This is a genomic window from Streptomyces sp. NPDC048415, assembly GCF_040651675.1.
Taxonomy (GTDB): domain Bacteria; phylum Actinomycetota; class Actinomycetes; order Streptomycetales; family Streptomycetaceae; genus Streptomyces.
On record NZ_JBEZKJ010000012.1, the window covers coordinates 88836 to 101602 of the forward strand.

The window sequence follows — 12767 nt, forward strand, 5'->3', positions numbered from 1 at the left end:
GTTCGGCACGCTGATCGCGGCGCACCTGGTGGCCGGGCGGCATCTGTCGGTCGTCGTGGCCGCCACGGGTTTCCTCGCGGCGGCCGTACTCGCGGCGACCCTTGTCCGGCCCGGCGCCGAGAGCCGTGAGGACGCTGGTCAGCGGGCCGCCTCGGCTGCGACCGACCGCGCCCACCGGTAGTCCGCCTTCCCGCTGGGCGAGCGCTGGATGGAGTCGGTGATCACGAGTTGACGGGGGACCTTGTAGCCGGCGAGGTGGGAGCGGCAGTGGGCCTGGATGTCCCCCAGAGACGGCAGGGCCGCGCCGTCGCGGAGCTGGACGACGGCCGCCACGTGGTTGCCCCACGTTTCGTCGGGCACCCCGGCGACCAGCGCGTCGTACACGTCCGGATGCGACTTGAGGGCCTGCTCGACCTCCTCGGGGTAGACCTTCTCGCCGCCGGTGTTGATGCACTGGGAGCCGCGGCCGAGGACGGTGACGATGCCCTCCTCGTCGACCGTGGCCATGTCGCCGAGGAGCACCCAGCGCTCCTCGCCCTTCTGGAAGAAGGTCTCGGCGGTCTTCTTCGCGTCGTTGTAGTAGCCGAGCGGCACATGGCCGCGCTGCGCGATGCGGCCGGGCTCGCCGACGGCGACCGGCTCGTGCGTGGCCGGATCCACCACCTGCGTACGAGAGTTGACGCGCACCCGGAAGCCGCGCTCGGGACCCGAGTCCGCCGTCGCCGTTCCGTTGAAGCCCGACTCCGACGAGCCGAAGTTGTTCAGCAGCATCACGTTAGGGACGAGTGCCTGGAACTGCTCGCGCACCGTGTCCGACATGATCGCGCCGGAGGACGACACGCTGAACATGGAGGAACAGTCGGTGCCCTTCATCGGCCCGTTCAGCGCGTCGATGAGCGGCCGCAGCATCGCGTCGCCGACCAGCGACATGCTGGTGACCTTCTCCTTCTCGATCGTCCGCAGGACCTCCTCGGGGACGAACTTGCGGTGGATGACGATCCGTTGGCCGAAGTTGAAGCCGATGAACGCGGTGAGCGTCGACGTCCCGTGCATCAGCGGGGGAGTGGGGAAGAAGGTGATCCCCTCGCCACCCGCCGCGACCCGCTCGGCGAGCTCTTCCGGTTTACTGACCGGCTCGCCCGTCGGAGCGCCGCCGCCGAGCCCGGAGAAGAACAGGTCCTCCTGCCGCCACATCACGCCTTTGGGCATCCCGGTCGTGCCGCCGGTGTAGATGATGAACTGGTCGTCTGCCGCACGCGGCGGGAAACCCCGCTCGGGGGATCCGGCGGCCTCTGCGTCCCCGAAGTCCACCGCCTTCAAGGGATCCGCACCCGCCGCAGGAGTTCCCACCCGTACGAGATGCCGCAGTACCGGAGCGTGCGGCAGTGCCGCGGCCACCCGGTCGGTGAACTCCGCGTCGAAGACCAGCGCGACCAGATCCGCGTCCCGGTAGAGGTAGACCAACTCCTCTTCGACATAACGGTAGTTGACGTTGACCGGCACAACCCGCGCTTTGAGGCAGCCCAGCACGGTCTGCAGATACTCGACGCCGTTGTAGAGGTGGAGTCCGAGGTGCTCGCCGGGGCGTACGCCGCTGTCGATCAGGTGATGGGCGATCCGGTTCGCCGCCGCGTCCAGTTGGGCGTACGTCAGCCGGCGCTCCGCGCCCGTCCCTGGGTGGTCGACGTACACGAGCGCCTCGCGGCCCGGGACCACGTCGACGACCGACTCGAACAGGTCGGCAAGGTTGTACTCCACCGCTCCTCCTGACCCCGAACGTCCGTGGCTGCCCGGTCATCAGAGCAAAGCGGGACCCAACTGTGAAGGGTCCCGGCAGAAGAAATCTGACTACCTGTCAGAAAACTCTTGTACTGGCTCCTCGCCTCCTGCAACCTGTTCTCGCATCCGAGACGGGAGGACGGCAATGGGTGGGACGGAACACCTCACCGTGCAGCGCGAAGGCGCCACACTGGTGCTCACGCTCAACAGGCCCGAGGCCAAGAACGCGCTCTCGCTGCCGATGCTGGTCGGCCTGTACGACGGCTGGCTCGAGGCCGACAAGGATGACGCGATCCGCTCGATCGTGCTCACCGGAGCGGGCGGCGCCTTCTGCGCCGGGATGGACCTCAAGGCGCTGGCCGGAAAGGGCATGGAGGGCGAGCAGTACCGGGACCGGCTGAAGGCCGACCCGGATCTGCACTGGAAGGCGATGCTCCGCCACCACCGCCCGAGCAAACCGGTGATCGCCGCCGTCGAGGGGTACTGCGTCGCGGGCGGCACGGAGATCCTCCAGGGCACCGACATCCGCGTCGCCGGCGAGTCCGCGACCTTCGGGCTCTTCGAGGTCAAGCGCGGACTCTTCCCCATCGGCGGCTCCACAGTCCGGCTGCAACGCCAGATCCCGCGCACCCACGCCCTCGAAATGCTGCTCACTGGACGCCCGTACTCGGCCCGGGAAGCCGCGGGCATCGGTCTGATCGGCCATGTCGTCCCCGACGGGACCGCGCTGGACAAGGCCCTCGCCATCGCCGGACAGATCAACGCCTGCGGCCCGCTCGCCGTCGAAGCAGTCAAGGCGTCCGTGTACGAGACCGCCGCGATGACCGAGACCGACGGGCTCGCCGCCGAGCTCGAGCGCGGCTGGCCGATCTTCGACACCGCCGACGCCAAGGAGGGCTCCCGGGCCTTCGCGGAGAAGCGCCCGCCCGTCTACCGGCGCGCCTGACCTCGTAAGGAGACATCCGGGATGCCCGAAGTCCTCAAAGCCCCCCTCGTCGTCGAATTCCCCTTCACCCGCTCGCTCGGCCCCGTCCAGAGCGCCTTCCTCACCGGCCTGCGCGAGGGCGTCGTCCTGGGCGTGCGAACCGCCGACGGCCGCACCCTCGTGCCGCCCGTCGAGTACGACCCCATCACCGCCGAGGAGATACGTGACCTGGTCGAGGTCGCCCCCACCGGCACCGTCACCACCTGGGCCTGGAACCACGAACCCCGCCGGGGCCAGCCCCTCGACACCCCCTTCGCCTGGGTGCTGGTCAAGCTCGACGGCGCCGACACCGCGCTGCTGCACGCCCTCGACGCCCCCGGCCCCGACGCCGTCCGCACCGGCATGCGCGTCCGCGTCCGCTGGGCCGGCGAGCGCACCGGCGCCATCACGGACATCGCCTGCTTCGAGCCGTACGAGGGGACAGCGGAACTCACCGGCCACAGCGGCCGGTTCGAGGAGATGGTGACCGGCATCGTCGCCCCGGCCCGCCTCGACTACGTGTACTCGCCCGGCCGCGCCCAGACCGGCTACATCAACGCCCTGTCCGGGCAACGCACCGTCGGCGAACGCTGCCCGTCCTGCCGCAAGGTGTACGTCCCGCCCAGGGGCGCCTGCCCCACCTGTGGCGTGGCCACATCCGAACAGGTGGAAGTGGGGCCGCGCGGCACCGTCACCACGTACTGCATCGTCAACATCAAGGCTGGGCATACGGCGAATCTCGACATCGAAGTGCCCTACGTCTACGCCCACATCGCCCTCGACGGCGCCGACCTGGCGCTGCACGGCCGGATCGGCGGCATCCCCTACGACCAGGTGCGCATGGGCCTGCGCGTGGAGCCGGTGTGGACGGAAGGGGGCCGCTACCCCGACCACTACCGGCCCACCGGCGAACCCGACGCGGACTACGAGACGTACAAGGAGCTGCTGTGACGCGCGAGATCGCCGTAGTCGCCTTCGGGCAGACCGTCCACCGGCGCACCAGCGACGAGCTCTCCGAGGTGGAGATGCTCATTCCGGTCCTGCACGGCGTCCTCGACCGGGCCGGCCTGAAGACCAGCGACATCGGCTTCACCTGCTCCGGCTCCAGCGACTATCTCGCGGGCCGCGCCTTCTCCTTCACCATGGCACTCGACGGGGTGGGCGCCTGGCCACCGATCTCCGAGTCGCACGTGGAGATGGACGGCGCGTGGGCGCTGTACGAGGCGTGGACGAAGCTGCTCACCGGGGACGCCGACACCGCGCTCGTCTACGCGTACGGCAAGTCGTCGCCCGGCTCCGTACGCGACGTACTGACCCGGCAGTTGGACCCCTACTACGTCGCGCCCCTGTGGCCGGATTCCGTCGCTCTCGCGGCACTCCAGACGCAGGCGCTCATCGACGCGGGAGAGACCGACGAGCCCGCGCTCGCCACGGTCGCGGCCCGCAGCCGCGCGTCGGCGGCCACCAACTCCCATGCGCAGCTCAGGGGTTCGGTCGCCCACGGCGACTACGTCGTACGTCCCCTGCGCACCGGCGACTGCCCGCCCGTCGGCGACGGTGCCGCCGCCGTGATCCTCGCGGCCGGAGAGCGCGCCCGTGACCTGTGCGAACGGCCCGCCTGGATCCGGGGCATCGACCACCGCATCGAGGCGCACAGCCTCGGCGTACGCGATCTGACCGACTCACCGTCCACGCGCCTGGCCGCCGAGAAGGCGGGCGCCTTCGAAAGGCCCGTCGACACGGCCGAGTTGCACGCACCCTTCACCTCTCAGGAAGTGATCCTGCGCAAGGCGCTGCGGCTCGGCGACGACGTGACCGTCAACCCCTCCGGGGGCGCTCTCGCCGCCAACCCGGTCATGGCGGCCGGGCTCATCCGCATCGGCGAGGCCGCCGCCCGCATCCACCGCGGCGCGTCCGACCGGGCGCTGGCCCATGCCACGTCGGGGCCCTGCCTCCAACAGAACCTGGTCGCCGTACTCGAAGGGGAGGCGCGATGAGCAAGGAGCCCGTGGCCGTCGTAGGCATCGGCCAGACCAAGCATGTGGCGGCCCGACGGGACGTGTCCATCGCGGGCCTGGTTCGCGAGGCCGCCCAACGGGCGCTGGAAGACGCCGAGTTGACATGGGCCGACATTGACGCCGTCGTCATCGGCAAGGCGCCCGACTTCTTCGAGGGCGTCATGATGCCGGAGCTGTACCTCGCCGACGCTCTTGGAGCGGTGGGCAAGCCGATGCTGCGCGTGCACACGGCGGGCTCCGTCGGCGGCTCGACGGCTCTCGTCGCCACGAACCTCATCGCGGGCCGCGTCCACGGCACCGTCCTGACGTTGGCCTACGAAAAACAGTCCGAGTCGAACGCCATGTGGGGCCTGTCGCTGCCGATCCCCTTCCAGCAGCCGCTGCTGGCCGGCGCGGGCGGCTTCTTCGCGCCGCACGTACGCGCGTACATGCGGCGCACCGGCGCGCCCGACACGGTCGGCTCCCTGGTCGCGTACAAGGACCGCCGCAACGCGCTGAAGAACCCCTACGCCCACCTCCACGAGCACGACATCACGCTCGAGAAGGTGCAGGCCTCGCCCATGCTGTGGGACCCGATCCGCTACTCGGAGACGTGCCCGTCCTCGGACGGTGCCTGCGCGATGATCCTTACCGACCGTGCGGGGAGCGCCCGTTCGCCGCGGCCATCCGCATGGCTGCACGGCGGCGCGATGCGCAGCGAGCCCACCCTCTTCGCGGGCAAGGACTTCGTGTCACCGCAGGCGGGCAAGGACTGCGCGGCGGACGTGTACCGGCAGTCGGGCATCGCGGATCCGCGCCGTGACATCGACGCCGTCGAGATGTACGTGCCGTTCTCCTGGTACGAGCCCATGTGGCTGGAAAACCTGGGTTTCGCCGAGGAAGGCGAGGGCTGGAAGCTCACCGAGTCAGGGGTGACGGAGCTGGACGGTGACCTGCCCGTCAACATGTCGGGCGGCGTCCTGTCCACCAATCCGATCGGCGCCTCCGGCATGATCCGCTTCGCCGAGGCGGCACTTCAGGTGCGCGGCCAGGCGGGAGAGCACCAGGTGGACGGGGCTCGCAGGGTACTGGGTCACGCCTACGGCGGCGGATCCCAGTTCTTCTCGATGTGGCTGGTCGGCGCCGCGCCGCCCGCCTCCTGAAACCCTCCCCCTCACGTGGCCTGTCCGCCGCCGGAACCGATCGCTAGGCTGGCGGCGGACGACGAACCGGGAGGAGCACGGACGTGGCCGAAAGCACCATCGAGCAGCACCCGCTCGCGGGGTGGGACAAGCCGGAGCTGGACCTCAGCGACGCAAAGTGGCAGTCCAGCAGCCGAGGGCGGGGAGACGTCCAGATCGCTTTTGTCGAGGGCTTCATCGCGATGCGCAACAGCGGCCGGCCCGAGAGCCCCTCCCTGATCTTCACACCAGCGGAGTGGGGGGCGTTCGTGTCGGGAGCGCGCGAGGGAGAGTTCGACCTGACGTGACCCCTCAGCGGAGGTGAATCCTCGGTTTTACCGGACACGCGACCTTCGACCCCTTCCTGGGGACCGCGGCTGAGTCAGGCTGGCCCCAGGAAGATCAGAAGCGTGTGCCGGAGGCGAGGATTCCATGAGCACCCTGCCGGTCATCGCGGCCGTCGACGGATCGGACGACAGCCTGCGCGCCCTGGACTGGGCGCTCACGGCGGCCCGGATGCGGGGGGCGCCCCTGCGCGCGGTCCATGTGCGGCAGTACGCGCCCTGGGCGCAGCCCGACGTCCTGATCGCCGGGCCGCCGGATCCGGCCGATGACCCCGTACTCGACCAGGTACGCACCTATGTGAGCCGGCAGGCCGCCCCGCCGGCCACGGAGTATGCCGCTCTGGAGGGCGCGCCGGGTGCCGTGCTGCCTGAACTCGGTTCCGCCGCCCAGTTGTTGGTGCTCGGATCCCGGGGCCGCGGTGGCTTCGTCGGTCTGTTGCTCGGCTCCAACGGGATGGCTGCGGCACGTGACGCCGAGTGCCCCGTCGTGGTGGTGCCGCGCCCCGGACGGGAAGTGCCGGACGCGCCTCCTGCGGCACCGGGACCGCGTGTCGTCGCGGGCCTCCACACCGACAGCCCCGACGACGCCGCGCTCGCCTTCGCATTCGCCGAGGCGGCCCTGCGCGACGCCCGCGTCCAGGTCGTCGCCGCGTACCCCTGGCCGGTCCTGACCTGGGCCGTGCCCGGTGATTTCGCTCCCGCCACCCTCGAGCAGGACGCCGTCGAGGGCGAGACACGGAGACTGGCCGAAGGCTTCCTCGCCCCGCACCGTGCGCGCCGTACCGACGTCCCCGTCGATCTCTACGTGCCGCCCGGCGACGCGGCCGGCCACCTCGTCGCGGCCTCGAACGGTGCCGAACTCGTCGTCGTGGGCCGCCACCGCCGCCGCCTCCTCGCGCCCGCGCGGATGATGGGCTCGGTCACGCAGGCCGTACTGCTGCACGCCGCGAGTCCGGTCGCGGTGGTACCGCCGGGCAGCGCCGGCCCGGGCTGACGCCGCCGCGGTCGGACCGGTTCACGGCCACAGCAACTGCTTCGTCCAGGCGGAGCCGTCTCGCAGATACGCGAGCCGCGTGTGCCGCCGCTCCTTGTCGCGTCCTGCCAGCCCGGCGCCACCAGGTCCGGCTCCGCCTCCAGGCGGGCCAGTGACTCCTTGACGGCGGCCGCGTCGCGCTCCGCGAGATCCCCGAGCGGCTGCGACTGGCGCTCCACCGGGGACTCCGCCCGGGCCCCGGCGCCGCGCGCCCGGAAGTCCACCGCGCCGGCCTCGGCACTCTCGGCCACGACCGGCCCGCACACCCGCACCTGCCGGGGCAGCCGCGGCCAGTAGAACGTCAGGGCGGCGTACGACCGCTCGCCGAGGTCACGCGCCTTGACGCTGCCGCCGTCCGAGGCGAACTGCCGGCCGCCGGGGCCGACGTCCTCGGGGATCAGGGTCCGCGCCGTCGGGCTGCCGTCGGCGCCCGCGGTGGAAAGCGTCATCGCGTACGGCTCACGCACCCCGGCGCGTAGGGCCGCGAGCAGTCACTCGGTGAACAGCTCGGCGGGCGTGCCGGGCGCCGTCGCCGGGTCCAACGTGGACGGTTCGCCCGCGAACACCGCCAGACCGCGGAGCAGCTGACGCAGATCCTCCATGGAGCCTCCCCCTCGTGCGCTAATGGATGCTCCCGAAACTATCATTAGGGCCATGGACGACTCGATCAACAGGGACGCGCGGCTCGCACTCGACCTCGCCCTGACCATCCGGCACGACGGCAACGGGGGAGCCGCGGACGACCTCGCCGAGCCGGCCGGTCTCACCGCCTGGGTGCGGGCGCGCCCCGACGCGCTGGCGGGTGCCGAGGTGTACGTCGCCGACGACGCAGCGCTCCACGCCGTACGCGACCTGCGCGCCGCCGTCCGCGCCCTGTTCGCCCGCGCCGTACGCCCCGCGGAGCCGAGCCCCGCCGACGCCGCACGGCTGCTGCCCGTACCCGAGGCAGTGCGGCGCCTCAACGCGGCGGTCGCCCGGACCCCGACCGTGCCCGTCCTGTCCTGGGCCGAGGGCGCCGACCCCGTCGTACGGCAGGAGTCCCCGGACGGCCGCCCGGAACTCACCGCGACGCTCGCCCGGGCCGCGATCGCCTTCCTCGCGAGCCCCGACCGACAGCGGCTGCGCGCCTGCCACGCGCCGCGCTGCGTGCGGTACTTCATCAAGGAGCATCCACGCCAGGAGTGGTGCACACCGTCGTGCGGCAACCGTGCGCGGGTGGCCCGGCATCACGAGCGTCACAAGAAGTCGGCGTAGAACGCCGGTCGTTGCCCGGCGGGGGCGCTCGGTGGGCTTCCCGCGGAGGGGCCCGGCGTACGGTGAGGAGCATGGCGGTCACGGTATGTATCCGCTCACGGAGGGCATCTGCGCGGCCGTTCGCAGCCTCGCGCCCCCGGGGCCCGGTTCACGCCTGTGCACGTACCATTGCGGCATGTCCTTCCTCCGCCGCCGCAGCGCCACCCCCGCCGGGCCCGACTTCGACGTTCTGGCCATGGACCCGGGCGACTGGCCGGGCAATCTCGGCGCGGGCCTGCTGCCCGCCCCCGACGGCAGCTGCCAGGGCGTCTTCCTGCGCTATGACCTGTTCGGCGGCCGCGGCCCCGCGATGATCATCGGCAATCTGCCGGAGGGCTCGCCGGCCCGCGACACCGCCGAGGGCGAGGTCCCCTTCGAGGTTGCCCAGCTGCTGCTCGCGCTGGAGAACGACGAGGAGGTCACCGTCACCGGGACCGAGGACATGCCGGTGATGCAGGGCGACAACCTCCTGATCGTGCGCCGCCTGAAGCTCTCCGAGACCCGCATCTCCTGTGTGCAGTTCGACCGCAGTGACAACGTCCTGGTGACCATCGCCGCCTGGGACCGCCCCATCACCGACGACCTGTACGCCCTGCTGAAGCCGCTGCCCGCCGAACTCTTCCAGCAGAGCTGACGCGCGGCAGCGTGGCCGGGCCCGCCACCCGCGGACCCGGCCCGATGCGTCCAGCGTGCTACGGAATCAGGTCCACATCCGCGGCCCGCACGAACGCCACCCGGTGCCCGAACTGGATCTCGTAGTACATGTCCGTGCCGATCACGACCTTGTGCGGGGCCGTGTCGAAGGTCGGCGCGTAGAAGTACTCGCCCGGCACCTTGTCACCGACCGCATACTGTTGACCCTCGAGCAGTTTGTACGGCAGCCGGGAGACCGACTGGACGGGAACGCCCGCCGGGTACGCCTCCTTCTCCGGGTAGGCACGCCCGTACACGGGGATGTCCGTGAGGCCTGCCTTGGGCGTGACGACCGACCCCGACGCGGCGACCGCCGTCGGCTGCTTCGACGGGTTCTTGAACCAGGCCTTCTGGCCCAGGTACCAGATCGCCGTCCAGTCCCCGTCACGGTCGGCGACCGCGTACCGCTGACCGGTGGAGACGCGCGAGGCGACGTCGTTCACGCCGGTCGTCGAGGCGTCGCCCTTGGGATACAGACCGATGTCCTTGATGAGGGGCGAGGCATCGTCCGGCTGGGAGTAGAGCCGCACCTCGCTGGAGCCGTGGGTGGCGCAGGGCTCGCCCTTGGTGACGCAGCCCGTGTACACCGGCCGGTTCTCGGCGAAGTCGGGCAGTACGGTCACCAGCCCGCCGCCGGGCTTCGTACTGCGGTGGAAGGGGTGCCCCAGCAGCGTGAAGTAGTGCTCCCAGTCCCAGTACGGGCCCGGGTCCGTGTGCATGCCCGGGATGGTGGAGGTCGTCGGGCCCGGTACGTTGTCGTGCCCGAGGATGTGCTGCCGGTCCAGCGGGACGTCGTACTTCTTGGACAGGTATTTCACCAGCCGCGCCGAGGCCCGGTACATCTCCTCCGTGTACCAGGCGTCCGGCTCGGCGAGGAAGCCCTCGTGCTCCAGTCCGATCGACTTGGCGTTGATGTACCAGTTGCCCGCGTGCCAGGCCACGTCCTTTGTCTTTACATGCTGGGCGATGTGACCGTCGGTCGAGCGCAGGGTGTAGTTCCACGACACATAGGTGGGGTCCTGGACCAGCTTCAGCACGCCGTCCCAGGTGCCTTCCGTGTCGTGGATGACGATGTACTTGATGCTCTGCGAGGCGGGCCGGTCGCCGAGGTCGTGGTTGCCGTAGTCACCCTCGCCGAACTCCGAGTACGGGGCCGGGACCCATTCGCAGGACACGGTCTCGGGGCATTCCGTGCCAACGGCGGAGGCCGTACGCAGTCCCGCGCGGCGAAGCTGTGCCGTGTCGGCGCTCAGCTCGGGCTGGGCGGCGAGCGCCACCCGCTGACCGGCGTCCGTGGTGCGCTCCTCGCCTTCACGCATCACCTGGTACACGTCATTGGCGTACGCCGCCGCCGTCGCGGTGTCGTCCGCGCCCGAGAAGCTCGCCACCGCCCCGTACCAGTCGGCCGCGTCCTGGCTCAGCGGCTCGCCGAGGTTCTTCTGAGCGGCGGCGAGGAGCGCGGCGCCCCCTTCGAGGTTCGCGGTCGGGTCCGTACGCAGGCGCTCCGCCGGCAGGCCCGTGAGTTCGGCCGCCTTCGTCAATGTCTTGAGACGGGCCGGTAGTTGGGAGTCCGACGGCACCAACGCGACCGGCCGCAGGGCCGCGCGTGAGCTGTCCCCACGGGCGTCCTCCGTGCCCTCGCTGTGGTGCGGCGCCTCGGCTAGCGCCGTACGGGCGTCGGTGAGGTGCATGGGGCCGTAGCCGCCGCTGACGCTCGGGGCGCCGGCGTGCGCGTCCCAGCGGGACTGGAGGTAGGAGACGGCGAGCAGGACGCTCTGCGGCACGTGGTACTCGGCGGCCGCGGTGGAGAAGGCCCGCTCCAACTGAGCGGAGGGCGCCTCCTCGGCGGTGCTGGACGGGGCCGCGCCGAGCAGCGGCAGCAGCAGTGCCGCGGACGCGACGGCGCCCGCGGTCCTGCGCGCGCGTCTGTGCTCGGCGGTGCCCTTGGGGTCTGTGGCGGACCTGTGCAATGCAGCCTCCTGGGACGGTCGAGCGCGGTGGGGCGTGCGGGGGCCGAACGTGCGTCAGTGCTACCGGCTCTCCGACGATCCGTCAATCATGCCCAGAGGAAGGCGATTTCCCATGTCAGCGACAGGTGAAAGGGTTTTCGTGGCGGCGGCGACCCTGCCTGCGGGGCGTCAGTGGAGTGGACCAATAACCCGAATGGAGGACGGCATCGAATCCAGGACGGGCGGCCCACGCCCGCGACATGACGAAGGTCCGCGGTGCGCCGGTTTCCCCCATGACGAAGGTCCGCGGTGCGCCGCTGTCCCGGGCGCAACCGCGGACCACCATCCCCGTCAGCGAGTGCCGACCGCCGCTCGAACGGCCCGACGGGCCAACTGGCAGTCGTCGTGCAGCCGCCTCAGCAGCAGCCGCTGTTCCTCGCCGGACGGCGCAGCACCCGGGTGGGCCGGCCCCGGTGCCGCCGGGGCCGTGTCGTGCATCGAACGCTGCACGGCCGTCTCGTACGTACGGATCTCCCTGGTGAGCACCAGCATCAGGTTCACCAGGAACGCGTCGCGCGCCGCGGGCCCCGCCGACTGCGCGAGCTGGCTGATCTGCCGCCGGGCCACGGGGGCATCCCCGAGGACCGCCCACAGGGTCGCCAGGTCGTACCCCGGCAGATACCAACCCGCGTGCTCCCAGTCCACCAGCACTGGACCGGCCGGTGAGAGCAGGATGTTCGACAGGAGGGCGTCGCCGTGGCAGAACTGGCCCATGCCCTGACGGCCGGCCGAGTGCGCGATGCCATGCACCAGCTTCTGCAGATCGCCCATGTCCCGGTCCGTGAGCAGACCCAGCTCATGGAAACGGGAGATCCGTTCCGCGTAGTCCAGCGGGGCGTTGAACGTCCCCGCCGGCGGCCGCCACGCGTTCAGCCGGCAGATCGCGCCCAACGCTGCCCGGATGTCCGCGCGGGGCGGAGCCTCGGCCGGATGCCGGTGCAGGGCCGCCACCCGGCCCGGCATTCGCTCGATCACCAGAGTGCAGTTGTCGGGGTCCGCCGCGATCAGCCGGGGCACCCGGACCGGAGGCCGGTGCCGCACGAACGAGCGGTAGGCCGCTATTTCATGCCGGATCCGCTCCGCCCAGATGGGGGAGTGGTCCAGTAAACACTTGGCGACGGCCGTGCTGCGCCCCGTCGTGCCGACCAGGAGCACGGAGCGTCCGCTGCGGCGCAGTACCTGCACCGGAGCGAACTCCGGACAGATGCGGTGCACCGACGCGATCGCCGTGCGCAGCTGCGCGCCCTGAGGGCCGGACAAGTCGAGTCTCCCGCTGAGCGGTTGGGTGCCGAGACCCGGAACGCGCCGCGTCCTGCCGGCACCGAGCACGGGGGCCGCCTGACGCGCGGGGTCGAGGTAGGGGCCGCTGCCCGCCGGGCGGGGGTGCAACGACCGGGGCGGAGCGGACACGGAGGACGATGCTGCGTACATGGGCGATACAGATCCCTTCGTGTGCCTGCGAGTTGCCGCGCTA

Annotated in this window: 11 protein-coding genes and 1 pseudogene; 8 read left to right on the forward strand and 4 right to left on the reverse strand. The window is 71.2% G+C overall.

Annotated elements, in window-relative coordinates; all coding sequences use genetic code 11:
* Positions 1 to 138: 138 nt before the first annotated feature.
* Positions 139 to 1758 (reverse strand): acyl-CoA synthetase, encoded by a 1620-nt coding sequence (locus tag AB0D27_RS11700; RefSeq protein ID WP_362505706.1) that lies wholly within the window; start codon positions 1756 to 1758, stop codon positions 139 to 141.
* A gap of 166 nt (positions 1759 to 1924) precedes the next feature.
* On the opposite strand from AB0D27_RS11700, the gene AB0D27_RS11705 reads away from it, so the two are divergent.
* The 6 genes from AB0D27_RS11705 (at position 1925) to AB0D27_RS11730 (ending at position 7259) form a co-directional block, all read left to right on the forward strand.
* On the forward strand, positions 1925 to 2725 hold the full coding sequence (locus AB0D27_RS11705) for a crotonase/enoyl-CoA hydratase family protein (RefSeq protein WP_362505709.1): 801 nt from the start codon (positions 1925 to 1927) through the stop codon (positions 2723 to 2725).
* Between the two features lie 21 nt (positions 2726 to 2746).
* A complete protein-coding gene (locus AB0D27_RS11710) occupies positions 2747 to 3694 on the forward strand; it encodes an OB-fold domain-containing protein (protein WP_362505712.1) in 948 nt (315 codons plus the stop codon).
* On the forward strand, positions 3691 to 4740 hold the full coding sequence (locus tag AB0D27_RS11715) for a thiolase domain-containing protein (RefSeq protein WP_362505714.1): 1050 nt from the start codon (positions 3691 to 3693) through the stop codon (positions 4738 to 4740). Before AB0D27_RS11710 ends, AB0D27_RS11715 begins: the two co-directional genes overlap by 4 nt.
* Positions 4737 to 5903 carry a thiolase domain-containing protein gene (locus tag AB0D27_RS11720; protein WP_362505715.1) on the forward strand — a complete coding sequence of 389 codons (1167 nt, stop codon included), beginning with the start codon at positions 4737 to 4739 and terminating at the stop codon, positions 5901 to 5903. Before AB0D27_RS11715 ends, AB0D27_RS11720 begins: the two co-directional genes overlap by 4 nt.
* Positions 5904 to 5986: 83 nt before the next feature.
* Positions 5987 to 6229 (forward strand): DUF397 domain-containing protein, encoded by a 243-nt coding sequence (locus AB0D27_RS11725; RefSeq protein WP_362505718.1) that lies wholly within the window; start codon positions 5987 to 5989, stop codon positions 6227 to 6229.
* A gap of 124 nt (positions 6230 to 6353) precedes the next feature.
* Positions 6354 to 7259, forward strand: a complete 906-nt coding sequence (locus AB0D27_RS11730; protein ID WP_362505721.1) for a universal stress protein — start codon at positions 6354 to 6356, stop codon at positions 7257 to 7259.
* A gap of 338 nt (positions 7260 to 7597) precedes the next feature.
* Here the strand turns inward: AB0D27_RS11730 and AB0D27_RS11735 are convergent.
* Positions 7598 to 7747 (reverse strand): annotated as a pseudogene (locus AB0D27_RS11735) (oxidase); the annotation flags it as partial.
* 205 nt (positions 7748 to 7952) lie between these two features.
* Between AB0D27_RS11735 and AB0D27_RS11740 the strand changes: the two are divergent.
* On the forward strand, positions 7953 to 8552 hold the full coding sequence (locus AB0D27_RS11740; RefSeq protein ID WP_362505724.1) for an ABATE domain-containing protein: 600 nt from the start codon (positions 7953 to 7955) through the stop codon (positions 8550 to 8552).
* Between the two features lie 175 nt (positions 8553 to 8727).
* Positions 8728 to 9225 (forward strand): hypothetical protein, encoded by a 498-nt coding sequence (locus AB0D27_RS11745; RefSeq protein WP_362505727.1) that lies wholly within the window; start codon positions 8728 to 8730, stop codon positions 9223 to 9225.
* Positions 9226 to 9283: 58 nt separating this feature from the next.
* On the opposite strand, the gene AB0D27_RS11750 is transcribed toward AB0D27_RS11745, so the two are convergent.
* The gene (locus AB0D27_RS11750) at positions 9284 to 11254 is read right to left on the reverse strand and encodes a peptidoglycan recognition family protein (RefSeq protein ID WP_362505729.1); all 1971 of its coding nucleotides are present in this window, start codon (positions 11252 to 11254) and stop codon (positions 9284 to 9286) included.
* Between the two features lie 330 nt (positions 11255 to 11584).
* Entirely contained in the window at positions 11585 to 12724 is a 1140-nt protein-coding gene (locus tag AB0D27_RS11755; protein WP_362505732.1) for an aminoglycoside phosphotransferase family protein, read from the reverse strand.
* Positions 12725 to 12767: the final 43 nt, after the last annotated feature.